At 64.2% G+C, this 26154-nt stretch carries 26 protein-coding genes; 15 read left to right on the top strand and 11 right to left on the bottom strand.

What is annotated here, in order from left to right; all coding sequences use genetic code 11:
* Positions 1-97: 97 nt before the first annotated feature.
* The 3 genes from BM052_RS03090 to BM052_RS03080 form a co-directional block, all read right to left on the bottom strand.
* Positions 98-1405, bottom strand: a complete 1308-nt coding sequence (locus tag BM052_RS03090; protein ID WP_091143143.1) for a M20/M25/M40 family metallo-hydrolase — start codon at positions 1403-1405, stop codon at positions 98-100.
* Positions 1406-1549: 144 nt separating this feature from the next.
* A complete protein-coding gene (locus BM052_RS03085) occupies positions 1550-2017 on the bottom strand; it encodes a GreA/GreB family elongation factor (RefSeq protein ID WP_091143140.1) in 468 nt (155 codons plus the stop codon).
* Complete coding sequence (locus BM052_RS03080) at positions 2014-3336, bottom strand: Hsp70 family protein (protein WP_091143138.1); 1323 nt, start codon at positions 3334-3336, stop codon at positions 2014-2016. Before BM052_RS03080 ends, BM052_RS03085 begins: the two co-directional genes overlap by 4 nt.
* Positions 3337-3351: 15 nt before the next feature.
* Here BM052_RS03080 and BM052_RS03075 point away from each other — a divergent pair, with 15 nt between their 5' ends.
* From BM052_RS03075 to BM052_RS03065, 3 genes are all read left to right on the top strand, one after another.
* Positions 3352-3576, top strand: a complete 225-nt coding sequence (locus BM052_RS03075; protein ID WP_091143134.1) for a hypothetical protein — start codon at positions 3352-3354, stop codon at positions 3574-3576.
* A 167-nt stretch (positions 3577-3743) separates the two neighbouring features.
* Positions 3744-4187 carry a nuclear transport factor 2 family protein gene (locus BM052_RS03070; RefSeq protein WP_091143131.1) on the top strand — a complete coding sequence of 148 codons (444 nt, stop codon included), beginning with the start codon at positions 3744-3746 and terminating at the stop codon, positions 4185-4187.
* Between the two features lie 12 nt (positions 4188-4199).
* The gene (locus tag BM052_RS03065; protein ID WP_091143127.1) at positions 4200-5021 is read left to right on the top strand and encodes an NAD(P)-dependent oxidoreductase; all 822 of its coding nucleotides are present in this window, start codon (positions 4200-4202) and stop codon (positions 5019-5021) included.
* A gap of 65 nt (positions 5022-5086) precedes the next feature.
* Here BM052_RS03065 and BM052_RS03060 read toward each other — a convergent pair whose 3' ends face one another.
* From BM052_RS03060 to BM052_RS03050, 3 genes are all read right to left on the bottom strand, one after another.
* A complete protein-coding gene (locus BM052_RS03060) occupies positions 5087-6475 on the bottom strand; it encodes an amidohydrolase family protein (protein ID WP_091143125.1) in 1389 nt (462 codons plus the stop codon).
* A 206-nt stretch (positions 6476-6681) separates the two neighbouring features.
* Positions 6682-7716: a YeiH family protein gene (locus BM052_RS03055; RefSeq protein ID WP_091143122.1), complete on the bottom strand. Its 1035-nt coding sequence runs from the start codon at positions 7714-7716 to the stop codon at positions 6682-6684.
* Positions 7713-7964 (bottom strand): DUF6356 family protein, encoded by a 252-nt coding sequence (locus tag BM052_RS03050; protein ID WP_091143120.1) that lies wholly within the window; start codon positions 7962-7964, stop codon positions 7713-7715. The genes BM052_RS03055 and BM052_RS03050 overlap by 4 nt, the downstream gene beginning before the upstream one ends.
* A gap of 115 nt (positions 7965-8079) precedes the next feature.
* On the opposite strand from BM052_RS03050, the gene BM052_RS03045 reads away from it, so the two are divergent.
* The 4 genes from BM052_RS03045 (at position 8080) to BM052_RS03030 (ending at position 14169) form a co-directional block, all read left to right on the top strand.
* A complete protein-coding gene (locus BM052_RS03045) occupies positions 8080-8550 on the top strand; it encodes an Lrp/AsnC family transcriptional regulator (RefSeq protein ID WP_091143870.1) in 471 nt (156 codons plus the stop codon).
* 201 nt (positions 8551-8751) lie between these two features.
* Positions 8752-11514, top strand: coding sequence for a TonB-dependent siderophore receptor (locus BM052_RS03040; protein WP_091143118.1), 2763 nt, complete (start codon positions 8752-8754; stop codon positions 11512-11514).
* A gap of 135 nt (positions 11515-11649) precedes the next feature.
* Positions 11650-12282, top strand: a complete 633-nt coding sequence (locus tag BM052_RS03035; RefSeq protein ID WP_143084736.1) for a hypothetical protein — start codon at positions 11650-11652, stop codon at positions 12280-12282.
* Between the two features lie 81 nt (positions 12283-12363).
* Complete coding sequence (locus tag BM052_RS03030; protein WP_091143113.1) at positions 12364-14169, top strand: ABC transporter ATP-binding protein/permease; 1806 nt, start codon at positions 12364-12366, stop codon at positions 14167-14169.
* A gap of 112 nt (positions 14170-14281) precedes the next feature.
* On the opposite strand, the gene BM052_RS03025 is transcribed toward BM052_RS03030, so the two are convergent.
* The gene (locus tag BM052_RS03025; RefSeq protein WP_143084735.1) at positions 14282-15031 is read right to left on the bottom strand and encodes a hypothetical protein; all 750 of its coding nucleotides are present in this window, start codon (positions 15029-15031) and stop codon (positions 14282-14284) included.
* Positions 15032-15118: 87 nt separating this feature from the next.
* Between BM052_RS03025 and BM052_RS03020 the strand changes: the two genes are divergently transcribed.
* The 8 genes from BM052_RS03020 (at position 15119) to BM052_RS02985 (ending at position 23297) form a co-directional block, all read left to right on the top strand.
* Complete coding sequence (locus tag BM052_RS03020; protein ID WP_143084734.1) at positions 15119-15646, top strand: RNA polymerase sigma factor; 528 nt, start codon at positions 15119-15121, stop codon at positions 15644-15646.
* A gap of 31 nt (positions 15647-15677) precedes the next feature.
* Positions 15678-16703 (top strand): FecR family protein, encoded by a 1026-nt coding sequence (locus tag BM052_RS03015; protein WP_091143108.1) that lies wholly within the window; start codon positions 15678-15680, stop codon positions 16701-16703.
* Positions 16704-17076: 373 nt separating this feature from the next.
* Entirely contained in the window at positions 17077-17853 is a 777-nt protein-coding gene (gene exbB, locus BM052_RS03010; protein WP_218151507.1) for a tonB-system energizer ExbB, read from the top strand.
* Between the two features lie 25 nt (positions 17854-17878).
* Positions 17879-18310: a TonB system transport protein ExbD gene (exbD, locus tag BM052_RS03005; RefSeq protein WP_091143105.1), complete on the top strand. Its 432-nt coding sequence runs from the start codon at positions 17879-17881 to the stop codon at positions 18308-18310.
* A 122-nt stretch (positions 18311-18432) separates the two neighbouring features.
* The gene (locus BM052_RS03000) at positions 18433-19215 is read left to right on the top strand and encodes an energy transducer TonB (RefSeq protein ID WP_177198304.1); all 783 of its coding nucleotides are present in this window, start codon (positions 18433-18435) and stop codon (positions 19213-19215) included.
* Positions 19216-19247: 32 nt separating this feature from the next.
* Positions 19248-21923 carry a M16 family metallopeptidase gene (locus tag BM052_RS02995; protein WP_091143101.1) on the top strand — a complete coding sequence of 892 codons (2676 nt, stop codon included), beginning with the start codon at positions 19248-19250 and terminating at the stop codon, positions 21921-21923.
* Positions 21924-22089: 166 nt separating this feature from the next.
* Positions 22090-22425 carry a thioredoxin family protein gene (locus BM052_RS02990; RefSeq protein WP_091143866.1) on the top strand — a complete coding sequence of 112 codons (336 nt, stop codon included), beginning with the start codon at positions 22090-22092 and terminating at the stop codon, positions 22423-22425.
* Positions 22425-23297 (top strand): hypothetical protein, encoded by an 873-nt coding sequence (locus BM052_RS02985; protein WP_091143099.1) that lies wholly within the window; start codon positions 22425-22427, stop codon positions 23295-23297. Before BM052_RS02990 ends, BM052_RS02985 begins: the two co-directional genes overlap by 1 nt.
* Here the strand turns inward: BM052_RS02985 and BM052_RS02980 are convergent.
* The 4 genes from BM052_RS02980 to BM052_RS19340 form a co-directional block, all read right to left on the bottom strand.
* Positions 23281-23631 carry a PilZ domain-containing protein gene (locus BM052_RS02980; protein WP_091143097.1) on the bottom strand — a complete coding sequence of 117 codons (351 nt, stop codon included), beginning with the start codon at positions 23629-23631 and terminating at the stop codon, positions 23281-23283. The genes BM052_RS02985 and BM052_RS02980 overlap by 17 nt on opposite strands.
* An 82-nt stretch (positions 23632-23713) precedes the next feature.
* The gene (locus tag BM052_RS02975) at positions 23714-24463 is read right to left on the bottom strand and encodes an SDR family NAD(P)-dependent oxidoreductase (protein WP_091143095.1); all 750 of its coding nucleotides are present in this window, start codon (positions 24461-24463) and stop codon (positions 23714-23716) included.
* A complete protein-coding gene (gene purF / locus BM052_RS02970) occupies positions 24453-25901 on the bottom strand; it encodes an amidophosphoribosyltransferase (protein WP_091143092.1) in 1449 nt (482 codons plus the stop codon). The genes BM052_RS02975 and purF overlap by 11 nt, the downstream gene beginning before the upstream one ends.
* Positions 25898-26119: a hypothetical protein gene (locus tag BM052_RS19340; protein WP_143084732.1), complete on the bottom strand. Its 222-nt coding sequence runs from the start codon at positions 26117-26119 to the stop codon at positions 25898-25900. Before BM052_RS19340 ends, purF begins: the two co-directional genes overlap by 4 nt.
* Positions 26120-26154 lie beyond the last annotated feature (35 nt).

Raw genomic sequence — 26154 nt, 5'->3', positions numbered from 1 at the left:
ACGCCAGCATGGCGCCCGTTAGCGGAAGCGGCGGCGTTGGGCAGTGAGCTTGCGCGTCTTCTCATGGTTCCGGCTACGTGACCCCTCTCGCGGCCGATCAGTGCCGTGTATTCTCCTGGCTCAGCCGGGTCATCAGGAGCGCCGCGCGTTTGATCTGGCGCGGGAAGCTGGAGAGGTCGACGCGTTCCTCGGGCGTATGGTCGCCGCTGCTGCTGGGTCCCAGCCCGGCAAGTCCGTCGAGATATTGCGCGACGAAGCCGATATCCCCGGCGCCGCGCTTCAGGGGATCAAGTGCCGGCATCGTGGACAGCCCGAGATTGGCGTTGATCGCGTTGAGCTTATCGAGCAACGCTTGATTGCCAGGCGTTGGCGCCATCGGCGGATAGCCTTCCTTGAAGACGATCCTGGCGTCGGTCTGCGATAAATGCCCGGCGACGATGGCCTCCATCTTCGCTTTCACTCGGTCGATCTGCTCCTGATTCAGCGCGCGAAAGTCACCCTTGGCGATCGCGATGGGCGGAATGATGTTGGTCTTGCCTGTCGCTTCGATCTCGGCCTCATCCGGGCTCAGTACGGTCGTCGCGCCGCCGGCCACGAGCCCGATGTTGAATGTGAGGTTGGGTTCTGGCAGCTGCTCCCGGAAGCTGTCGATGATCCGTGCCAACTCGTAGACCGCACCGTCGCCCACCTGCGTCGAGAAGATGCCGCTCGAATGCGCCGTCTTGCCAATGGCGGTGATCGTGTATTCACCTGCTGAGCGCCGTGCGATCGAGCCGTAATCCTGTCCGTCGATGACGATCAACCCTTCGAAATCGAGCGCCACGTCGGCACGCTTGGCCGCCGCGATCAGATCCGCGCGCGCAGTGCCGACCGGCTCTCCCACCGCCTCCTCATCGCCGGTGAGCACCATGTCGACATTGGCGTCACGCAGCGTGCCCGCCGCTTTCATCGCGCGCAGTGCCGCGAGCATCACGACAATACCGCCCTTGTCGTCCCCCGCTCCGGGACCGTGCATCCTGTCGTCTTCGCGCGTGGCCGCCTGGAACGGCGAGCTCGGCTCGAACACCGTGTCGAGATGGCCGATGAGCAGCATGCGCGTCGTGCCCGGCTTGCCTTCATGCATCGCGATCAGGTGTCCGGCGCGGCCGACCGCGTCCATCGGCACCCATCTGGTCGAAAAGCCGAGTGCCTGCAGTTCCGGCGCCACCATGTCACGAACCTTCCTGACGCCTTCGACGTTGCGCGTGCCGCTGTTCTGCGCGACGAGCTTTTCGAGGAGCGCGATGTCGCGGTCCAGGCCTTCATCAGCCGCTGCAACGATCTTCCGCTCGGGAGTGGAGAGTTTGGCGAAGGCCGGCGTGGAGAACAGGAGGAACGAGAGGGCAATGAGGCGGGCGCGGGTCATGGACGCACGATAGCCGGCATGGGCGGCGGCGCAAGCGTCGGGATATCGGGCAAAGGCCCCAAGGAACGCAGCGGGTCTGGACATGAATGCACGACTGCCGGTGGAAGCGGCTCAATGGCTGGCGAACGGCCGAAATGTGGTCCTTCAGTCGGCCGGGATGCCGATCTCGATGATTTCGATCGCTTCGGGCTTTCCCGTGAAGTCCAGCTTGTCCGCGACTTCAGCGTTCATCATTGCCCGGCTCAGCGGGGCCGAGAACGACAGCAGGCCGGCCGCAGGATCGGCTTCGTCATCACCCACGATGGTGATCGTGCGCTGCTTGCCGTTCATCGCAAAGGTGACCTTGCAGCCGAACGCGACGCAAGAGCCGTCGGGCTTGTCCATCAGCCTGGCGGTTGCTTGCCGGGTGCTCCAGTACCGCAGCTCGCGCCGCGCCGCTTTGACGGCATTCTCATCATGGAGGCCTTGCATCAGGTCTTCCAGTTCGGCCACCCTGGCTCGTATCCGCGCAAGCCCTCGCGCGGTGACCAGATTTGGTCCCGGAGGGATCGGCAGTTCGAAGGTCGGCTCCAGGTGCTCCTCGTCGCTGTCTCGGCGAAATGCGACGCTCATGGCATGTCCTCTTCAGGCACGATCCAGTCGGCAAGGTCGGACGCCTGGCCGATCAGCGCAAGCCCGTGCGCGATCGAGGTCAGTTCGTCACCGCCGGCGATGCGATCTTCACTGAAACGCTGCTCGAACAGCCGGCGCACCGCGGGGATCAGCGACGAGCCGCCGGTCAGGAACACATGGTCGATCTGTTCGGGGGCGAGGCCCGCGCGATCCAGCGCATCGCCGACCGTGGCGGCTATGCGATCGAGATCGGGCGCGATCCAGCGTTCGAAGTCCGCCCGCGCCACGTCCGCCGCAATGGTCAGGCCGGCACTCTCGAAGTGGAAGACGCCGCGTTCCTCGGCGGAAAGTGTGCGCTTCAACCGGCCGACTGCCTCGTAGAGGCCGTGACCGAGCTCGTGTTCAACGACCGCGATCATGCGGCCGATCGCCTGCGGATCGGTGGCGGCGCGCTGCAGCCGCGCCAGTTCTTCCAGCGTCTTTCGATTGCGCATCAGGGCGAGCCGGGACCAGTCGCCGAAGCCGGCGAAGTGACCGGCGGGGATCTCCAGCACCTTGTCGAACGAGCGATAGGTTCCGCCCTTGCCGAGAAGCGGCAGGACAAGATGATCCATGATCCGGTAGTCGAAGCGGTCGCCGGCAATACCGACGCCGGCCGAACCGAGCGGTACGGAGCGCCGCGGTGCCCCCGGGGCTTCGATGCGCACGATCGAAAAGTCGCTGGTGCCGCCGCCGAAGTCCGCGACCAGCAGCGTCGCGGGCTCCGTCAGCCGCTGGGCAAAACTGTAGGCCGCTCCCAGCGGTTCGTAGACGTAGTGGACCGGCCTTCCGAGCGACGCGAACATGGCGTCGTAACGCATTCGCGCGAGCGCCTCATCGGGGTGGGCGCCGGCATAACGTACCGGCCGTCCCACGACGATGCGCTCGGGCAGGTCGCGCAGCATCGCGCCGCCGTGGCCAAGCAGGTGGCCCAGGAATACCTGGCCCAGTTCCTCGAAACGCAGCCGTTTCTCGAACAGACTGGCCTGCTCGAACGACGGGCTGGCCACGACCGACTTGAATGATTGCAGGAAGCGCGAGCCTTGCGGAAACTCGAGGAACTCGGCGATCGCCCAGGGCCCGGCCTCATGCGCAAGTCCGCCGCGCACTGCCTCGTCCTGCCAGAAACACAGCGCTGAGCGAAATATGCCGGTCGCTCCGTTCGGGGCAGCGAATTCGACAAGGTGAGCCGTATCGTTTCCGCCAGCACACGCGACCACCGAATTGGTCGTGCCGAAGTCGATGCCGATTGAGCGGACGGGGGCCTGAGCGGCCGGCATGCGGGAGTTCCTTCTATGCCACAGGCGGTCGGCGCCTATGGCAGCGCATGCCGGTTCCTGCAACCGATATGCCTGAATGTCGCGGACCACCCGGCGGTATTGCCCGGTTTTCCGCTGTCGGTGGACGATCGGCACGGCAATGCACGCTGGACACTGTCCATCTTCGAGCAGGACACAATGGCTTCCGGGCCTCGTGACCGGCTCTCGGAAAAGGGGGCGGATTCCGAAATATGGCCATGACCCCACCGCGGCGCCGATGGCAAGCTTACGCCGTTCAAGCGATTCCCCGGCATGGTCCTCTGGCTATGTTGACACCGATCCGGGGCAGGGCATAGGGGGTAAGAGCCGGATCGCCAGGATACCTCGCATGATCCGCCGACAGAAACGACATGTAGCGGGGAGGCGGCATGGACGACGTGGAAAGGCTGATCGCGCTCGAGGACATCAAGGCGCTGATGGCGCGCCGGGTCCGGTGCATCGATGAGAAGGACTGGGCCGGCTTTGCTTCGTGCTATGCCGAGGATGCGGAGTCCTTCTCCATGAGTTCCGCGCCTGGCGGCAAGGTCGTGGGCAACCGCCAGATCGCCGATTGGCTCGCCAAGGCGCTCAGCGGGATCACCACGGTCCATCAAGTGCATGCACCCGAGATCGAGTTCCTGGCCGACGACACCGCCAAGGGTATCTGGCCGCTCAACGACATCCTGTCCTGGGAGAAGGACGGGGAGCGCCGCTGGATGAGGGCCTATGGCCATTATCGCCAGACGCTGAAGAAGATCGCCGGCCGTTGGGTAATCAAGGAGCACCACCTTACCCGTCTGCTGGTCGAGCAGGGCGCTGAAAAGCTGGCTTGAGGTTTGTGCAGGATGACCAACGATCGAACGCAAGGCGATGTAACCACGAAGATCGGGTGGATCGGCCTTGGAGACATCGGCACGCGGATGGTCAAGCGGCTGCTGGCGGCCGGCTATCCGGTAACCGTCTACCCGCGCGGCGGCGGACTTGACGATGTGACCACCGGCGGCGCGAAGCTGCAGCCCGAATACGCCCGGCTCGGCAGCGACAGCGACCTGTTGGTGGTCTGCGTCTATGACGACGCGCAGGTGCGCAGCGTGTTGTTCGATAACGGTGCGCTCGCCGCCATGCGGCCGGGTTCGGTGCTGGCATTGCATACTACCGGTTCGCCGGGACTGATGCGCGAACTGGGAGAAAAAGCGCCGCCGGGTGTGCAGGTGCTGGACGTCACATTCAGCGGCGGCCCGGCCGATGTCGAAGTGGGCGGCCTGACCCTGATGGTCGGTGGCGATGCCGACGCGCTTGAGCGAACGCGGGCGGTTTTCGATACTTATGCCGCCCGGATTTACCGGGTCGGGGCGCTCGGCCAGGGCCAGTTGGTGAAGCTGATGAACAACCTGCTGCTCGGCGCCAATATGATGAACGCGGTCGAACTCTTGCGGATGGCTGAAGGACTCGGCTTCGATACCACCACAGTGGCCCGGATCATCCAGGCCTCCAGCGGCGCCAGCTACGCCATGCGCCTGTTCCAGAACCAGCCCGTTGCCAAGATCATGGACGCATCGCGCCACTACCTGGAGAAGGATGTCGCCGTAGCGCTCGCTGCGGCCGAGGAGTCGGGCCTCGACGTCAGCGCCTTCGCGGCCACCGCGGCCTATTACGCCAAGCGCTGAGCCCGCGCGACGGCGCCGTCGGTTTCATCGCGCCTTTCCCTGAAGTGGGCGGCTCGCTCCACGCTTCACCGCCAGGCGGAGCCAGCCGCAGCCAGGCGCGGAATATCGCGTTCAAGCAGGGGCTCCATTTCCGCGACACGGCGATCGCCTTCCGAGGGTTTTGCATAGCCGCAGCGCATGGCCAGATGTGCCGCGAGGTCTTGCGACAGCGATCCCTTTTCGGCGATTTCCCGGTAAGTCGGCGCATCGATGCGCTCGGCGATGGCTGCCAGATGCGCCGGATCGAGGCCAAGGAAGCGGATCATGTTCCCGCCAAGGATCGCGCGCACTTCCTTTTCCGGTACGCCCTGGAAAATGTCGGCGAAGTAGTCGATCGTATTGGGCCAGGTGCCTTCGCCATGGGGATAGTCGCGTCCGAAAGCCATGGTCTCGACGCCGATCTCGTGTCGCATCGCCAGTTCGGCCTTGTTCATGAACGAGAGGCCGGCGATGCAGTTGGTGCCCCAGTACTCGCTTGGCGCCCGCCTGGCCGGCAACCTGTCGCGGTTCCTTTCCCAGACCCGGTCGAGCAGCGCCAGCGTCGCTGGAATCCAGTCGGCGCGGATTTCGGTCACCATCATTTTCAGCGCGGGATGACGATCGAAGACGCCGCCCAGCATGAATTGCCACAGCCCCTGCCGCGAACGCAGATCAGCGAAGACGCCGCTGTCGTTGAACACCGTGGTGGTGAGTTTGCGGATCAGATCCTGCGGGCCGCCGTCCTCGGCCTTCACTTCCGCCGCTGCCGCTTCGACTTCGGAGAACATGAAGCCTTGGGGTATGCCGTAGCCGGCATGGGTGATGAGCGTCAGGTTGCGTTCGGCATAGGCGGCGAACACCGGATCCCACTCGGCCTCGAAAACCGGGATCTGGGTCGGCAACGCGCAATAGCCGGGCGTAAACACGCCGGCAAAGCCGTGGCCGGCCATGAAGTCGGCCTCGTCGAGCACCGCCTGCCGATCGAGTCCGGAAAGCGGCGCGCCGATCAGCAGCAGCCGATCGCCGGCGCTGCCGAAGGCGTCGGCACACCAGCGGTTGAATCCGCGCGCGCCGGCGTCGACGGCCGCGAGCGAATAAGTGCCGTTGACCGTGTTCCAGAACATGTCGAACGACCGGAAATCGCCGGGGAACACGAGTTCCGCGGCGATCCCTTCGCGGTCCATCTGCGCCAGGCGGACATCGAGATCCCACAGCCCCAGGTGGCCCCGTTCGAAGCATCCGTCCCGGTCGAAGATCGGCCGCGCCGCATCGGGCGTGCGCAAATCGCAAAGCATCTGCATCGTATCGCCGAACAGCCGGTGCTCGTCGCGCAGGCGCGCCAGATACTTGTGGTATTTCGGCTCAAGATATTCCGCCCACAATTCGGGCGGCATTCCGGCGTGGCTGTCGGCCGAGGCTATGACAAGCTTTTCCATGTCGCTCTCCTACGTCGATTTCTTGTTATCAGCTTGACCGCGATTTCTTCATCAGCCTGATGCGGGTCGGATTATGGACTCGTCGTCGCGGCTCGGCAAGGAGATGGAGGCCGTCCCGGGCCAAAACCGCTTTGGCCACTGCCTTGGATTGCCGCGCCGTCCTTGGCTGCTTGCAATTGGCGGCTGCTTGCAATTGGCTTCGGCCTTCAGCGCCAGATGACCAGGGAGGCGATCAGCGCCAATGCCAGCGCCACCATGCTGGACGCGAGGATGATCGCCAGCGGCGCCCTCCATCCGCGCTCACGCATGGCAGAGAGCGGCGCGCGGATGCCCGTTGCCGTGACGGCGGCGGCGAGCAGCATGGCCGAGACGAGCTGGATGCCGCCGGCAAGCGGCGCCGGCAGGTGCAGGAACGACGACAGGATCATCATCGCGAAGAAGCCGGCGACGAACCAGGGGCGGGGTGCGGCCTTGCCCGTCGCGCCGCCATTCAGCCGCAGGCCGATGAGCATCAGGACGGGCACCAGCAGCGCCACCCGGCTCAATTTGACGATTGCCGAAGTATCGCCGGCCTCGCGCGAGAAGGAATAGCCGGCGCCCAGCGCCTGGGCGACATCGTGGATCGAGGCGCCGAGCACGAAGCCCGCCTGGCGATCGCTGAGGTGCAGGAAATGCGCCAGGATCGGATAGAGGAACATGGCGGCGGCGCTGACCACCGCGATCCCGACCAGCACTTGCGCCAGTTCGGCCTTGCCAAGGCGTCGCTCGCCCAGCCGGGCGGCCACGGCCAGGGCCGCCGACGCGCCGCAGATCGCGACCGCGGCGCCCGCGAGCAGCCCGAAATCGTCCGACCTACCGGCCCGGCGCGCGGCGAGCAGGCCGGTCAGGATGGTCAGGCAGGCAATGCCGGTCAGCACCAGCAGCGCTTGCGGGCCGAGCGCGATCACCTGCGTGATGGAGACACGGGCGCCGAGCAGCACGATGCCGAGCCGGAGACCGGGGCCGGCGACCAGGGCGAGACCGGGGTCCAGCCGCGGGTCCTCGCCGAGAAAATTGAGCGCCAACCCCACGAGCAGGGCGATCAGGGTCAGCGGTGCGCCATAGCGGTCCGCGATATAGGCGGCGGCAAGCGTGGCGGCGGCAACCACGGTCAGCCCGTAGAGCCGTTTTCGCCACCCCGTCCGAACGGGCGGCTCGATGTCGCAATATAGATCGGCCGCGCGGGGCAGCGGGCTCGTCATTCCACGGTCGATGCGGGGCTCGGGGCGGCGGATGGGACGGCCGCGTTGCGGCGCCGATGGGTCACCATCCGGTCATGCAGGCGGGTCACGCACTGGCTGCCCGTGCGCTCGAACAGGAAAGGCAGGAAAGCATGGACGATGCAGGCCAGCGCCGCCCCGAACATGGCGCGTCCGAAGGTGAGTGCCACCCCCATGTGCTCGAAATAGGTTTCATCCACGCTTTCGGGATGCTCGGTGAACAGCCGCATCGTCCAGATCCTCCGTGACAGGCCACGAGGATAGAGGAGGCGTTGGAGAAATTTGTTCCAATCTTTTCCTAGTTCGCGGATAAGGCGAATATCTTGTTCTACACATTGGGCGATGATGGAGAAAATTTCTCTCGATCGGATCGATCGCAAGATCCTGGCTTTGCTGCAGGCGGACTGCACCGTGCCCATATCGGAGATCGGCGAAGCGGTGGGGCTGTCGGCGACGCCCTGCTGGAAGCGGATCAAGCGACTGGAACGGGAAGGGCTGATCGAAAGGCGGGTCGCGATCGTCAACCGCGAGCGGCTCGGCCTTGGCGTGACCGTCTTCGTCGCCGTCCGCACGGCGAGGCACAGCGATGTCTGGCTGGAGGCTTTTTCCGAAGGCGTGGCGCGGATTCCGGAAGTGGTGGAATTCTACCGGATGAGCGGAGAGATCGATTATCTGCTCAAGGTGGTGGTGCGCGATATCGCCGACTATGACCGTATCTATCGCAAGCTGACCAAGGTGGCCGAACTGCACGATGTCAGTTCCTCCTTCGCGATGCAGGAGATCAAGTCGACGACGGCTTTGCCCCTTTCGGAATGATGTCCGTCGAAACGGTTTCCGGGCGCGGCCCATGGGCGGTCGATGCGCGATGACCTTGCCGCCGCCGGACTCGTAGCGGTCGGCAAGGGAGGCGCCCGCATTTTACGCTTACACAAATGTTTCCCCCCAATCGTTTGGTAAAGCGATCCGGAAGTGCGCAAGTGAACGGCGCGGCCCCGGGGATCAAGGCAAGGGGGTTTCATGAGCAAGGTGTGGACGAGCAGGCGCGTGACGTTGGGTAATGTTTCCACGGCGGCGATCGCGCTGATGCTGTTGGGGACTCCAGCGGCGGGCATGGCGCAGACTTCGTCGTCGGCTTCGACGGATGGACAAGCGGCGACGCTGGAGATCGACATTCCCGCCCAGCCGCTGGGCGATGCGCTTCGTCGCTTCGCCGAGGCCACGGGCGTGCAGCTCGGATATTCGACGGCGCTGGTCGCAGGCAAGACTTCGAGCGCCGTGCACGGCAAGGCGACGGTCCCGGAAGCATTGGCGCGCCTGCTGGCGGGAACCGGCATCACCGCAACGCTGACCGGCCGGAACGCGACCCTTCATGAGACGGTGGCCGCCGATGGCGAACGCGTAGCCGGCACGGTGCGCGTGGAAGGCGTGCAGGGCAGCCCCTACAATGGCGGCGCCGGACAGGCGGCGGGCGTAAACGGCGTCAACGGCTCTCGCGATATCACCGCGACTGAGGGCACGAAAAGCTTCACTTCGGGCGCGCTGACGGTCGGCGGCAAGTCGGTCCAGTCGATCAAGGATACGCCGCAATCGGTGAGCGTGATGACCTCCGAGCGGCTGGAGCAGCAGGCCATCACCACCTACAACGAGGCGTTGAAGGTCCTGCCGGGCATTTCGTCGGCCCAGGGCGACTCGAGCATCGAGACGACGTTCTATTCGCGTGGCTTTGCGGTAAATTCGGTCCAAGTTGACGGGGGGGCACCGCTCAAGGTCAGTGACGGCATATTCGCGCAGATCGACATGTCGATGTACGATCATATCGAGCTGCTTCGCGGCGCGGCCACCTTCAACGGCTATGGCGATCCATCCGGCACCGTGAACCTGGCGCGTAAGAAGCCGCTCGATCATCAGCAGGTCGCGGTTGAGCTCCAGGCCGGCAGCTGGCAGAACTACCGAATTGTCGCCGATATCAGTTCGCCGCTCGGCTTCGACGGAAAGTTGCGGGGGCGCCTGGTCAGCACTTACCAGGACCGTCACTTTTTCTATAATACCGCGAAAGACAACAAGGCGCTGATTTACGGCATCGTCGAGCTGGACGCAACGCCGACGACATTGGTGACCATGGGTGGCAGTTACACGCGCCAGAACAGCGTGCCGTGGCTCCATGGCCTGCCGCGCTATATCACAGGTGCGGATCTCAATCTGCCGCGATCGACCTCCTTTGTTTTTCCATGGAATCGCTGGAATTTTAGAACGACCGAGATTTTCGGGAGCGTAAATCAAAAGCTTGGCGATGACTGGTCGGCCAAACTGAATGTCACTTACAATCAGCAGAATTCAGTTCGCAAGCTTGGCTATAGTAATGGATCGGTCAATCCGTTGACGGATGCCGGAGCAACGATGCAAGGCCTCTATAACAATTTTCCCAGCAAGCAATATTCCTACGAACTGACTGTCGACGGGGCGTTTGAGGTTCTGGGGCAGCGTCAGGAGGTCACCTTTGGCCTCAACCGGACAAAGCGGGACCAGGCGGGCAGGACCAACTATGGCATTCTGATGGGATACGCGACTGCGGCGTCTCCTTATGTGCCCTATCCGGGCGGACCGGCTTATTATTCCGGGTCGGTCAATGGCGCATATCCGCCCATTGATGTGTTCAACTTCGATCCGTCCGATCCACGGTATAGCGAGCCCGCAACTCCGTTTGCCATTAACCGTCTCGACCCCAGCAACACTGTCCAAACCACGGCTTATGCCAACTTGCGCCTGACGGCATTCGATCGGATACATCTGAATACCGTCCTGCGTTGGACGCGGTTTGAGAGCGATAGCGTCTTTGAATCGTTGTGCGACGGCGCGGCATGGTGCACCGCGTACGGCTACAGTCTCGGCGATGTCATTGCCTCCTCGAAAAGCGCCAATAGCCAGTCCCGCTTCGCTTGGCCGCCGACGGCATCACTGTCGTTCGATCTGACCCGGACACTGGTCGCCTATGCCGGTTACTCCGATATCTACGACAACCAGGCAAACCTGGAAACTGCCAGCGGCGTGCCTTTGCCGCCTATCACCGGCTCCAATATCGAGGCCGGCTTCAAGTGGCAGGCGCGCGATGGCAAGCTGAATGCAACGATATCCGTCTATCGCACCCGCAAGACGGGATGGGGCATCCTAGACGGTGACGAAGTGGATGTGGGTAATGGCAACAACTGCTGCTATTATGTCGATCCGGAAAGAACCTCTATTAACAAGGGGTTTGAAGCCGAAGTGACAGGTGAACCGATCACCGGCCTGCAGATCGCCGCCAGCTATGCATACAACCGTTCGAACCAGGTCGGTACCACGTTTGGTACGGCGAATGGCAAGCCGAGTGTGTCGATCCAGCCGAAGAATGTCTACAAGGTCTGGGCCAGCTATGATTTCGGAGCTTCAGGCTACAATGGGATCCTGTCTCGCCTGACGCTTTCGGGCGGCGTCAGCGGCCAATCGTCCGCCTATCGATCAGGTTATTCCTGCATCAACCTGCTTGCGCCCAATGCGCTGGGCGTCAGCCGCTGCGCGACGTACGCCCTTCCCAATTACGTGCCCTACGAGTTTACCGTGCCGGCCTACGCCGTTGTCTCCGGCCGGATTGACTATCAATTGTCCGATGAGTGGAGCGCCTCGGTCAACCTCGATAATATCTTCGACAAGACTTATTACCAGTCGGTTGGGGCGGCCACGATCCGCGGAAACTGGTATGGTGCTCCACGATCCGTGCTGGTGTCCCTGCGCGGCAAGTGGTGACGCGGGGCGGGGGCCGGCGGCTGCAGGGTCGCCACCGCCGGTTCCCGTCTTGCTATATCGTCCGGCCCGGCTCGTTTGACACATGGGGCGGCGGACCTTGCGCCATCGCCCATGTTTCAAGCGGAGAGATCGAACGTGAATGGACTTCGTGGAGCGGTGCTCGGCGTGCTGTCGCTTTGTCTGGGGGCTTGCGACAGCACGCCGAGCGCCGATTTCGAGCAGCAGGTCAAGGATCGCGAGGCGGCCAAGGCGGGCGATCCTTATGCCACGCTCGAAAGCGGCCTTCCCAGTCAGTCGTTCTACGTCCGTCGCGACAAGGATGTCCGGCGTGATTGGGCGGCGGGCCAGTCGGGCACTTACCGCGCGACGTATGACGGGCTGCGCAAGAAGCTGGACGGTGACAAGGCCGTGGCGGCGATGGCGGGCGATGCCGCGGCGCTCCGCGACCGGTGCCGCACGGCTTTCGCCGCCGCCAGCGACTTCCAGGCGCGCCCGGCCGGATCGAACGCCGCTGCCGCCGGAGATGTCGCCAGTGCGCTGACCGCGTGCCGGGACGCGATGCAGCGACGCATCGCGGAAGGAAAGGACAAGGAGGCGGCCGCCACGCTCAGCCGTTTCGCGTCGGCCGGCGTGGTCCTGGTGGGCATGGCCGTAGTCGGGCGGGGCGAGGAGGCGGCCGGCCTCTCCGTCTGGCGGCAGGGCAACGAGCTGGTGGCGAAGGACCAGCCCGGCTTCCAGCTCAATGCCAAGGCTTTCTATGGCTACTGACCGACGGTCAAGGCCTGCAATCCGCGCCCAGCGGACTCGTTTTTCGGACATCCATAGCCCAGCCCGGATGCACACTCTTTCATGACCGACGCCGCGACGATCAAGATCGATCCCCGAGACTATCGCCTCGACGCGCGCCTCGCGCGGCGCATCTGGCGCCTGTCCAAGCCGTACTGGACCGACAAGGCCCACTGGAAGAGCTGGGTGCTGCTGGCCTTCGGGCTGCTGATCGGGCCGCTATGGGCCTTCTACAATTATCGCGTGGCGCAAATCACTGCGCAGCAGGCGAACCTGCTGGTCGCCAGGGACGAGGCACAGTGGCACGCGCTGTTCTGGCTGCTGTTTTTCCTGGCGCTGGGCAAGTGGCTCTACGATACGGTCCTCGCCCTGCTCGAAATGCTGATGAAGATGCAGTGGTATCGCTGGCTCACCGAATGGGTGGTCGCGCGGTATCTGACGAACAAGACCTATTATGACATCGCCGCGCGGGAAGACATCGATAACCCGGATGAGCGCATCCAGGACAATGTCGAACCGTTCGTCGAAGGCGTTCTCAGCTTTCCTACCCGCGTGCTCGCCACGATACTGGGCGTCGTCACCAATGGCTTGCTGCTGACACAGGTGACGACGGCGATGACCGCCTTCGTGCTGACTTATTCGCTGGCCGGCATCGCGATCCAGACTGCCATCTACTGGCCGTTGATCCGCAAGAATTTCGATGCCGTCGCGGCGGCGGCGGACTTTCGCTTCGGTTTGCTGCGCGTGCGCGACAATGCGGAGACGATAGCCTTTTTCCGCGGCGAGGGCATGGAAGAGCAGCAGGTCAAAGGGCGATTGCGACGGGTCGTCCATAACAAGATGGACATCTATTACTATCAGTTCAAGACCAGCTTCGTCACCCGCCTGTTCGGTGACTTGTGGACTCTGGCGCCGTTGTTTCTCATCTATCCGCTGTATTTTTCGGGCAAGATCGAATTCGGCGTCATCGCGCTTGCCACGGGCGCGGCGATGCAGATGCGCACCTCGATCATGTCGCTGCAGGACTATATTCCGTTCATTGCCGGCGTCGCGCCGCGGGTGGTGCGGCTGGCGCAGATCGTCGAGCGGTTCGATGCGATGGACGCCGACGCGGCGCGGCACGAGGGGCAGATCCGCATCCATCGCGGCGATCGCATCGCGCTCGACAGGACCTGTTTCGAAACGCCGGGCGGCGAGCAGAAGCTGGCACAGGATGTCTCGCTCTCGATCAATCCGGGGGAGAGCCTTATCATCATCGGCCAGACCGGGGTCGGCAAAAGCTCTATCCTGCGATCCATGGCGGGATTGTGGACGCGCGGATCGGGCGCCATGACGATGCCGAATGTCGACGACATGATGTTCGTGCCGCAGAAGCCCTACATGATGCTGGGCGACCTGCGCGCGCAACTGCTCTATCCGCATGGCAGCGCGTCCCTGACCGAGACGGAATTGCAGTCCGTGCTGGAGCGGGTATGCCTGCCCGACCTGATCGAGAAGGCGGGAGGACTGGACGCGCAGCGCGACTGGGGCAAGCTGTTCTCGCTGGGCGAGCAGCAGCGCATCTCGTTCGCGCGTATCCTGATATCGAAACCGCGTTTCGTCTTTCTGGACGAATCGACGAGCGCGGTCGACGTGCCGACCGAGGCGAAACTCTATCGGACACTGATCGAGACCGGCACCACCTTCATCAGCGTCGGCCATCGGGAGACGATTCTCCAGTTTCACGATCGGGCGCTGCGGCTCCTGCCTGGCGGGGAGTGGGAATTGCTGAATGCCGAAACGGTCGAGACGAGCACGATCGAGCCGCTCGGCAAGGCACGCAGGGTCGATCTCGAAAGCGGGCTATTGCCGGTTCACGCGGGGGCGTGAATTCGGGGCGTTGGCCCAAGCTGTTGGTTTGCCCAGGATCGCTTCGCCGGCTTCACCGCTTCTTAACGATGAAAGATTCCCCCCGAGGCCGAGAACGGTCGGATGCAGTCGTTCACGGCCCCGCAGCCGGCCCGCTTTCCCCATGTTCCGTATCGCCCGGTGCTTGGCTGCCTTTGTCTGCTTCGGTGAAGAAGCGCGGCCCCAGCGTCGATCCGCTCGCGCTCGCGACATAGCCCAGCACCAGCATCGACCCGTATGTGAGGGTCTTCAAGTCCTCTCCGAACGTGGCCATCTCCGTCGCGCGGGACCATCGATCGGCAAAGTGCCGGCACGACATGAGCGATCCCCAAGCGGTGTCCAGGTCGGCGTCGGACACTGCTGCCGGAACCGCTTCGATGCGTTTTTGCACGGTCTCGAATGCCTGCTTGCAGGCGATATAGCTGGGTGCGCGCTTGGCCGGACCCACCCCGTCGCCATAGATGCTATCGAAGCGATGCAGCATTTCCGCGTAAGTCCGGGCAAGCTTCGGGGCATCCTTGCGCAGGGCCCGGGGTGTCGTTGTGGGGGGCGTCCCGGCGCGTACGGGTGCCGAGAGCGCCTGGATTTCGCTGAGATCGAACGTCGGCTCCGTGCGCACGATTTCGTGATTCGCGGGGCCGCACGTGGCCAGCGTCACCGAGACGAAGGCAGCGCCGACCATCCGCAAAAAGGATTTTTCCATGCTTCCACTCCCTGCGGACGCCGTCACGCAGCGAGAACGAATGCGCGTCCATTCTTCCAACGACTGGGAAGGGGTGCAGGTAGCAAATCGAAATCGAAAATATACCCGTTGACAAGCTTTGGTGCGGCGCAGCATCGTCATGCAATCGTCAACCGCCGGCGACTGTCATCAGGGGGTAGCATTGGACCGATATCCTGACAGACCTTGGCTCAACCTCGGGCGGCTGCCTTGAGGCCCGCTGGGCGCGTCAGCCTTGAAAGCGTGTTCCTGGAAGCGCGCGGCGATGTCGAACGGGTGATGCGTCGCCGGGTCGGGTCATCCGATCTTGCCGCGGATCTGGTCCACGATGTCTATCTCAAATGTCGCCGGAACGGGATCGAATTTCCGGATCGCCAGGATGCCCGTGCCTATCTTTTGCGGATGGCGTCCAATCTCGCGATCGATCACGTCCGCGTGGAGGGGCGTCGCACGGTCATCCTGGGCGATCTCGCGCCGGTTTACGAAAGCTTCGACAAGCAGGCGACCTCGCCCGAGGCTTACGCATTGGCAAGCGACAAGGCCCGGCAGATCGAGGCCGTACTTGTCGGTTTGCCCAAGCTTACGCGCGAGATGTTCGTGTTGGTGCGGTTGCACGGCATGACGCATGTCGAAGTCGCCCAGCACCTTGGTGTTTCGAAGAGCCTGGTTGACAAATATGTCCGGCAGGCGCTTTTACGATGCCGTGACGCCCTAGGGGGGCTGGATATGCTCGATTGATACTTCGGCAACGCTGGATCGTGTAGGTGCCATGGGCTTCTTCCCTTCCGACAACTATCGGCGCGGTGTCGCCAATCGCGATCCCGAGGAGGAGGCGCTGGGATGGGTCGTGCGTTTCTCGTCCGGCGATGCGACCGAAGCGGATCGACGCGAGTTCGACCATTGGCAAGCCGATTCCGAGAACGCGGTCAGCTATGAGCGCGCCCAGCGGCTGTGGACGGGCCTGGGGCCCATTCTCGCGCAGCAGGAGGCGAGCGGCTGGCCCCAGTCGACAGACGAGGATCTGGCCGAGCCGGCATCGCCCGGCGCCGTTCCGCCATGCGAAGAAGGCGTTGCCCCGCCCCGTCAGGGCCGTTTTCGATCGTATCGCCGTGCGGCCATGGCGGCCTCGCTCGCGATCCTTGCGGGCATTGGCGCCCAATATGTGCGGGTCTGGCAATATGACCATGTGAGCGCGGGAACCGTAGCGACCGACCTTGCGCTTGCCGACGGCACCCGGATCACGATGGGGCCTGGAACTGCCCTCGACACTGATTTCGCCCATGGCGTCCGGCACGTTACACTGGCACGCGGCGAGGCTTATTTCGATGTGCGTCATGATCCCGCGCATCCCTTTGTGGTATCTACGGATGTCGGTGTCGTGCGTGTCTTGGGAACCGCCTTTTCCGTGCGCCGCGATGGCGGCGGCGCGACAACCGTTACCGTCACGCGAGGCCGGGTCGAGGTCACCTCGGGTGCGCGTAGCGTCTTCCTGACACCGGATCACCAGGTATCGTTCGGCACCGAGGGCCTCGGGCGCATTCACGCCGTGGAGGCATCGCTGGCAACGGCCTGGATGCGGGGCCGCCTCATCATGGAGGACAGGCCGCTTGCGGAAGTACTGGCCGAACTCGACCGCTATCGCGAGGGGCGTACCGTGCTTCTGAACGGCGAGGCGGGGCAGCGGCGGATCAACGCCGTGATTGACCTGGAGCGGACCGACAGCTGGCTCGATGTCCTGGCATCGTCGCAGGGGCTGAAGCTCAACCGGCTGGGGCCGGTCGTCATCCTGCGCTGACCCGTCGATCTCTCCCGGATCATCCAATTGCGGCGATTCCGATCGAAGGTGCGGTTTCCCGATCGAATGCACGGCATTCGTGCATGCGTTGATGCCAGTTCCATTGACCGTTACGGAACTTCCCCATCCCATCGTCGTTGCCAGGCGGCGAAGCCAGCGAAGCAATCCAGGGCGGCACCGAGCCACCCAGCCAACCGCTTTTGGCCAACGTCCTGGATTGCCGTGTTGCCTTTGGCTGCTCGCATGGAGAGAGAAGGCGAGCCTAGCGCCAAGAGATTTGCAATGGCTTGCGATTCCGATCGCCCCCGCTCGTTTGACTGGAATATGAAAGGCGGCCTCGCATCTGCGGTGCCGCCATCCGAGCGAGGTCGAGATGCGCAGATATTTGATCGCAGTCGTTGCCGTGGCCAACGCGGGCTTCCTTGCCGTACCGGCATTGGCGGCAACCCAGGCGCCGGTCACGCCGAATGATATGACGGCCTGGTCGATGTTCCTGGGCGCGGACTGGGTGGTGAAGGCTGTGATGCTGCTCCTTGTCTGCGCCTCGATTACCACCTGGGCGATCTGCATCGCCCGTCACAACGACTTTCGCCGCGCCTCGCGCACGCTCGCGATGGACGAGGCGACGCTGGCGGAAGCCGCGACGCTGGATGGCGTCGAGCCGCTGGGATGCGCTGCGAGCGCCGAATTGCTGGCCGCCGCCCGCGAGGAAGTGAAGGGCTGCGTCGACCTGTCCAACGCCAGGTCGGTCGACGCCATGACGGAGCGCCTGTCGATCCGGCTGGCCGCGGTGGAAGGCAGCGCGGCGCAATCGATGCGCGCTGGTTTCAGCGTGCTGGCCTCGATCGGCGCGACCGGGCCATTCGTCGGACTTTTCGGGACCGTCTGGGGCATCATGAACAGCTTCATCGGCATTTCGCATGCGCAGACAACCAACCTCGCGGTGGTGGCACCGGGCATCGCCGAGGCTCTGCTCGCGACGGGGCTGGGGCTTGTCGCCGCCATTCCGGCCGTGCTCGTCTACAACATCTTCTCGCGCCGAATGGCGGAGTTCCGGCGGCGCGTGCATCATGTTTCGGTCCGGGTGGCGTGTCTTGCGAGCCACGAGGCCGAGCGTGCGCAGGTGGGCCGGTTGAAGATCGCGAGCTGAAGACAGAAAAAAGAAAGGGCACACCATGGCGATCAGGCTCGGAGGCGACGGCGACGACATGGAGGAGATGAGTGAGATCAACATCACTCCCTTCATCGATGTTATCCTGGTCCTTCTCATCATTTTCATGATCGCGGCCCCGCTGGCGACCGTCACGGTGCCGGTCGATCTGCCGGTGTCGACGGCGACGGCGCAGCCCGATCCGCAGGAGCCGATCATCCTCAGCCTGCAAAACGATCTGACTCTCTCGATCGGCGACCGGGCCATCGATCGGTCGATGCTGGCGGCGGAACTTGGGCGTGCATCAAAGGGGGATACGCAGGCGCGCATATTGCTGCGGGCGGACAAGGGTGTCGACTATGGCGACATCATGGGATTGATGGACGACTTGCGCAAAGCCAATTACCTGAAGGTCGGCTTGGTGACCGAGGATGGAACGGGGCCTGCGCCTCAATGAGCATTGTCGCGTCCCCGATCATGCCCGAGGCGTCGAGCCTGGAGCCGACATTCCCTTATCGCGGCGTGGAATCGGCGGAGCCGAGGCCGGATTTTCCCCGCATGAAACGAAAGCGAGCCCACTTGAAAGGCGAGATTGATGGGGACACTCCTCGCCGGCTGCACGAATTGCACCCTCGCTCATGGCGCCGTCCGTTTCTCACCTCGCTGGCGCTTCACGTGGTGTTGGCCGGTTTGATGATGGTCGATTGGCAGTTTGGCGATGCGCCGTCGGACATGCCGCCGCCCGCCGCGATGACGGTCGAACTCGCGGCCATGCCGGAGGCGGCCATGGCGCCGCCGGAAGAGGCCGCGCCGGGGCCCAAGCAGGTCGAGGCGACCCCGAAGCCGACCCCAGTGCCGACACCGATGAAGATCAACCCGCCGCCGCTCGTGAACGCCGCGCTCAAGCCGGACTTCGTGCTCCCGCCCAAATCGCAGGCCAAGCCGGTCGAAACCAGGGTCGCGGCGAACGAAGCGCGTGAGACGACCGCGCCGCAGACGGTCATGGCACCAAAGAACAAGAGCCAGGCGCCGGTGGAAGGCGAAAACGAGGCCCCGCCGAGCGACGCCGAGCAGACTTGGGAAGAACGGATCGCCGCCCGGCTCGCGCGGAGCAAGCGTTATCCCGCCGGGGCCCAGCGTGCGGGCCAGCAGGACACGGTCCTGCTGCGCCTGGTCGTGGACCGCAAGGGACGACTGGTCGAAGCCATGGTGAAGCAGAGCATGGGGTTCGCGCAGCTCGACGCCGAAACACTGGAACTCGCCCGGCGGGCAGGGCCATATCCGGCTCCCCCGGACAGTGTCAGGGGTGATCGGATCGCCCGCATATTCGCAATCGACTATTCTGTCGTGAAACGACGCTGATCCTTCGCGGCGCCGAAACGAAAGCTTGAAACATGACGACGAATGCATTGATCGGCGCTTCCGCCGATCGTGAAGCCTGCAATGAAGGCGGGTGGCCGACGATCGACTTCCGGACGGCGACATTGCCCAACGGGCTGACCCTCGTCGTGCATGAGGATCGCCGGCATCCCCTGATCGCGACCCAGTTGCGTTTCAACGTCGGGTCCAAGGACGAGCCGGCCGGACGAACCGGTTTCGCGCATCTCTTCGAGCATCTGATGTTCAAGGCAAGCGCGAACCGCAGGAAAAGCTGGCACGCCATGCTTCGCGAACTGGGCGGGATCGGCATCAACGGCACGACGAGCCCGGATCGGACGAACTACTATCAGGTCGTGCCCAGCGCGGCGATCGACCAGTTGTTGTGGATGGAGTCCGATCGGATGGGCCATTTGCTCGGCGGCATCGACGCGGCGACCCTTGCCGACGAACTGTCGGTGGTCAAGAACGAGAAGCGCGAGCGCGAAGGCGCGCCCTATGGCGGCGTTATCGATGCGATCGCTACTTCCCTCTATCCCCGGGACCACCCCTATGGCCACACCGTGCTCGGGTCCTTCGAGGATCTCGACAAAGCGAACATGGCTACCGTCGCCGACTGGTACGGTCGCTGGTACGGCGCCGCCAACGCAGTGCTGGTGATCGCCGGCGACATCGGTTTCGACGAGGCCCTGGAAAAGGTCGAGCATTGGTTCGGAGCCATGCCGCCCGGCCCTCCGGTTCAACGCGTGACCCGGTGGCTGCCCGATGCCCGGGAACCGGTACGGGTAATGTTGCAGGACCGCGTGCCGCATCGGCGCCTGTACATGATCTGGTCCGCTCCGCCCGCCGCGGATATCGATGCGGCATTGCTCCATTCGGTTGCGGCCATGCTCTCGGGAGGCTCGCACAGCCGCCTCATGCGCCGCCTGGTCGACCGGGACCGGCTGTGCATCGGCGTGGCGGCGCAGCTGGACGCCCGTTACCTCAGCAGTGAATTCTATATCGTCGCGACGCTCGCGCCCGGCGTCGACGCAGCGATGGTGGAGCACGCGATCCTGGAAGAGGTGGCGCATCTCGCCAAGGCAGGCCCGACGCCCGACGAACTCGACCGCGTCCGCCGGACGACCCGGTTCAATATGCTCCGCATGCTGGACAATCTGAGCGGGAAGACCGAACTGCTGGCGTCGAGCATGATGACCTTCGGAAGCCCGGATGGCTACATGGAGCAAATCGAAGCCCGCGAGCGGGCCGCACCGGACGATGTTCGCGCGGTTGCCGAACGTTGGCTGTCGCGTCCGGCGGTCGTGCTGGACGTGCAGCCGTTCGCGGCGGTGCAGCCGCTGCAGGATCCTGCCATGCGCTCGGTCGCGCCCCCGGTCGGACGGACTTCCGCGCCGGGCTTTCCGGCGGTCGAGCGCGTGACGCTGGCCAATGGCCTGACAATCCGCTTCGTGCGCCGCCCGCAAACGCAATCGGTGGAGATGGCGCTGTACCTGCAAGGGGGCGCGACGCTCGATCCGGTGGGAGCGGAAGGGCTCTCGCGCATGGCGCTGGCCGCGCTCGATCGGGGCACGGCGCGGCGGACCAAGCACATGCTGTCGGAAACATGGGCCGAGACGGGCATAAAATATGGCGTGGACGTTCGCCACGACAGCGCCATCCTGTCGATGAACGCGCTCAAGGATCAGGCGGGTATAGCGTTGGACCTGCTTGCGGAACTGTTGTTGGAAGCCAGTTTCCCGGAGAATGAGATTAGCCTGCTGCTGGACCGGCACATCGCGCAAGCACTGGGCGCGACGGTCAAGCCGGCGTCGGCGGCGGACCTGGCGTCGCGGCCTTTGATTTATGGAGCCGGGCATGCCTTCGGGCGATCGGCGACCGGAACGCCGGACAGCCTTACCGGGTTGACGCGCCATATGATGATGGCACGGCACCGCCAGTGGCTCGATCCGGCGCAGGCGACGCTGGTTGTCGTCGGCGACATTGCCATGGCGGAACTGGTCACGCTGGTTGAAGGTGCCCTTGGCGGCTGGACCGCGCGGGACGGCGGGCCCGACGGCGCTCCATCGATATGGACCCCGCAGCCCGGTCGCTTCATGATCGAGCGGCGCGGCGGCGCGCAGACCGCGCTGAACATCGCGATGGCTTCACCGGCGATCCGGCAGGACGATGTCGCGCTCGACCTCTTCAACAACCTGTTCGGAGGCAGCTTCGGATCGCGCCTCAACGCCAACCTGCGTGAGCGTCGTGGCTGGACTTATGGGATCTCCAGCAGGATCGCCGTCAGCCCCAAGATCGGAAACTTCCGCATCGCCGCCGAAGTCGAGGCGGCACGCACGCTCGATGCCCTCGCCGAGATCGAGGCCGAACTGCGCGGCCTGTCACGGGAGCGGCCGATCACCGACGAGGAGATGGAGGATGCGCGGCGAGCCTTGCTGGTCCGTCTCCCGAGCACCTGGGCGTCCAACCGGGCGGTGGCGGATGCGGTGATCGAGCAGATCGCCTTCGATCTGCCCGACGACTGGCACGGTGAGAGCGAGGCCCGACTACTTGCCGTGACCGCACACGATCTTGCGCGAGTGGTTGCGCTGCTGGGCGAACCGGATCGCTACAGCTGGGTCGTGGTGGGCGATCCGGTCCATATGGCTGGATTGGACGCGGTGCATATCGATGCGCAGGGGCACCGGCTTTGATGGGGACCGAGTCGATGGAGATCCTGCGCAGTGCGCGCGAAGTGATGTTCTCCGCTTAACGCCGTCGCCCGGGCCAGATGCAACGACCACGCCGTAGGCGCGGTCGTCCGTGCTGCTCGTGCCTACGCGGAATTCAAGATTTTCTAATCTATTCAGGAGGATGATTGTGTCAAACCTTGTGTCGATCAGCGACAGCGATTTCGAAGTTCAGGCGATCCGCTCCGATCTTCCAGTGCTTCTCGATTTCACGGCGAGCTGGTGCGCGCCGTGCAAGGCGCTACTTCCAGCGCTTGAAGATGTCGCCGCCGCTGTCGCGGGGCGCGGCAGGATTCTCAAGATCGATGTCGATGACAATCCCGATCTTGCCAAACGGTTCGAGGTGCGGGGCGTCCCGACTCTCATCTTGATGAAGGACGGCGAGGTGAAGGAGCGGCTGATGGGGCAGCACTCGCGCGGCAAGCTGCTCGCCAAGTTCGAGCAATATATCGAGGAGGCGAACTGATGGCCGCCGCGCCTGCCTTTCGCGGGTCCGTGCGCAAGCGCGATGAACTCCTCAGCGATATTCGGGCGAATGGCGCGCTTACGCGGATCTGGCTGAACAGCGCCGCGATAGAGGAGCGTTTCGCAGTGATCGTTCAGGAATATGTCCTGGATCCGGTGCTGGTGCGTCTCATCGCGGCGCTGTCGGACATGGCGACATCGCCGGCGCGGACGGAGTTCGTGGCCACGGTCATCGAGGCGTTGCCGCTCGACAAGCCGACCGGGGGCATCGCTTGCGCCTGGCTGATCGATCGCTGGGAAAGTACGCTCGCGACGCGGCTGGAGGGGAGCGCGGTTCATGAACCGGCGCGCACCGTAGTCCAGCTGGTGAAAGACAGCCAGGTGGGCGAAGTCCCTGCCGAAGCCTGGCGGGCCGCGATCCGCGGGCTTGCTCTTGCGGCGGAACCCGGCCCGGATATCGCCGACTATGTCGAGGTGGTCGAAGCGATGGCCTGGGACACCAGCAAGGCTCCCGGTGCGATTACCGACGTGATCCAGGCCTGGTGTAGCGCCGCGCGGCGCGATGCCCTGCGCGCGGCCGGTTGGACCGACGCGCTGGAGCAGGAATATACGCGGCTGGCGCGCGACTATCAGACGCGGATCGCGCCCGAGATGCGCGCGTTGGATACGACGGATCGGGTCGAGATAGAGAGAATCTTCGAGGAATTGATGCGCAAGCAGTTCGATGGCGAAGGCAGGATCGACCTGATGGGCCACGCGATGGCCGCCCACAAGGCATCCCATGCGGGGGTACAGCGCTGGGGCGATGAACAGCGTGAAAGTCTCTGCGCGTTCCTGACGTCATCTGCCCAGGATATCAAACGCCCGGATTGAACTGGCCGTCTCCGCGCCAGCGGGTGAGGATGTTGTCCAGCACGATCGGGCTGAGCAGCGACTCGAATGCGCCGCCGACCAGGCCGTTGTCCCACCACACCACCTTGGCGGCGAGCGACTCCATTCCCGGCAGCGTCAGCCAGCAGTAAGTGCCGGGATGGATCCGGGTCATCGCCGTGGCCGAAAAGCCGGACAGCGACAAGTCCCGGACCGCCGTCTGGAATCCCTTCGAGCCCGAGGGACGCAGCGTTGCCGGGATCGAAATCTTGACGCGGTGGGCGCTGCGATCTTCCTGTGCCGCCGCCGCGTACTTCTCCTGCTGGGTGTGGACCATCGTCACTTGTGTCCCGAGCGTTGGCGGCGTCTCCACGGCGCCGGCCTTTCGGCAAGGATGTCAGCGGGCGGTTACTTCCGCCTTAAACAGGTTGGTTAACGGACTCGCGGTGGCCCGTGACGAATTGTTCACCAAGCAGGGCGACCAGCCGACCGGCAACCACTTCCGGGGGCTTGACCGACTCGGGCGCCTCGCCCGGATAGGCGCGGGCGCGCATGGCGGTGCGGGTGGCGCCGGGATTGACGATGGCGACGCGTATTTTCGAGACCTTGGCGACTTCCTGCGCATAGCAGTCGAGCAGAACCTCGAAAGCGGCCTTGGTGGCGGCATAGGCACCCCAGAAGGCGCGGGGCTTGCTCGATTGCGAGCTTGTCATGCCGATGACGCGCGCGTTTGCGCTCTTCCGCAGCAGCGGGTCGAAATTGGCGATCAAGGCCTGCGTGGCGAGCACGTTGGTGGTCAGCGCCTTGTTGAAGGCCTTCTGGTCGATGTCGGCGACGCTGGTCAGTTCAGGCAGGATCGCGGCGTTGATGACAAGGATGTCGAGCCTGTCCCAGCGCTGCGAGACCGCCGTTGCCAGGCGCGCGATGCCGTCCGGCTCGACGAGATCGACCGGGGCGATCGTGGCCGAGCCGCCCGACTGGTAGATCCGCTCCTCCACGGCTTCGAGCGCCTTGGTATCACGCCCGGTGAGCACGACGTGGGCGCCCGCCGCCGCCAGCGCCAGGGCGGTTGCCGCGCCGATGCCGCGGCTCGATCCAGTGACCAGCGCCACCTGATCCGCGAAGGACTTATCGGTCACGCCGCCCGTCTCCTCATCCTCACGCGGCATTGAGTTCGGAGGCGAATCGCTCGGAAAAGTCGGTCAGCTTGGTCGGGTACTCGCCCGAGAAGCAGGCGTCGCAGAACTGCGGGCATTTGGCGTTGCGCTGGATTTCGCCCACCGCGCGATAGAGCCCGTCGATCGATACGAAGGCAAGGCTGTCCGCCTTGATGAACGCGGCCATGGCCGCCGTATCCATGGTCGCCGCCAGCAGCTTGGAACGTTCGGGGGTGTCGACGCCGTAGAAGCACGAGTGTTCGGTCGGCGGGCTGGCGATGCGCATGTGCACTTCCACGGCACCGGCATCGCGCATCATCTCGACGATCTTCTTGGAGGTCGTGCCGCGCACGATCGAATCGTCGATCAGGATGATCTTCTTGCCTTCCACGATGGCGCGGTTGGCATTGTGCTTGCGCTTCACGTCCGCGTGGCGCGCCTGCTCGCCGGGCTGGATGAACGTGCGGCCCACGTAGTGCGAACGGATGATCCCCAGTTCGAAGGGAATGCCCGATTCCTGCGCATATCCGATTGCGGCCGGCACGCCGCTGTCGGGCACGGGAATGACCACGTCGGCATCGGCGATCGCTTCCTTGGCCAGCTCGACGCCGATCTGCTTGCGCACCGCATAGACCGAGCGGCCGTCCATCACCGAATCCGGGCGGCTGAAATAGACGTGCTCGAAAATGCAGGGGCGCGGGGCAATCGAGCCGAACGGGCGGTGGCTGGAGATCGTGCCCTTGTGGTCGACCTGGACCAGTTCGCCCGGCTCGACCGCGCGGGTGAATTCGGCGCCGATCACGTCGAGCGCGACCGTCTCGCTGGCGAAGACAATGGCATCGCCGAGCCGGCCCATCACCAGCGGGCGGATACCCAGTGGATCGCGGCAGGCGATCATGCCTTCGGGCGTCATGCAGATCAGCGAGTAGGCCCCTTCCACCATGCGCAGCGCATCGATGAAGCGATCGAGCAGGGTGGGATAGCGACTGGTCGCGACGAGGTGGATGATAACCTCGGTGTCGGAAGTCGACTGGAAGATGGAACCCTTGGACACGAGATCGCGCTTGAGCGTCATCGCGTTGGAGATGTTGCCGTTGTGGGCGATCGCGAAGCCGCCGGCGGCAAGGTCGGCGAAGAGCGGCTGCACATTGCGCAGGCCCGAGCCGCCCGTGGTCGAATAGCGCACATGGCCGGAGGCCATCATGCCGGGCAGGGTGTCCAGCTCATGCTGCGAAAACACTTGCGCCACATGGCCCAGGCCCCGGTGCGAGTGGAATTCGCTGCCCGAAAAGCTGGTGATTCCCACTGCCTCCTGCCCGCGATGCTGGAGGGAATGGAGCCCGGCCGCGGCGATATTAGCCGCATCCCGTGCTCCGATAACGCCGAAAATGCCGCACTCTTCGTGCAGCTTGTCCCCGTCGGCATCACGAAAGGGGTGAGTCAAGTTCATGGATTCGTCCGGCCCGTTGGCGCCTCAAAACGCCCGCGCATTTGGAAGGGATTGTCCGCAATTGCAAGGGGCAGGGCGCCGACGATGACGGTCGCACGGGGGCAAACTCGCAAACTGCCGCATTTGCTGGAAATTTCCATGACGCCTGTGAGGTGGATACGATCGTCCTTGCGGCCCCAGTGGCCCTCCTGCGGGCATTCAACGGCCGTGCCTGCCATTCATCCCGCCGCCCTGAACCTCCTTTGCGGCGCCG

This window comes from Novosphingobium sp. CF614, from assembly GCF_900113255.1.
Classification (GTDB): domain Bacteria; phylum Pseudomonadota; class Alphaproteobacteria; order Sphingomonadales; family Sphingomonadaceae; genus Novosphingobium.
Note: the sequence above shows the minus strand (reverse complement) of the source record. Positions and strands in the feature narration are given on the sequence as shown.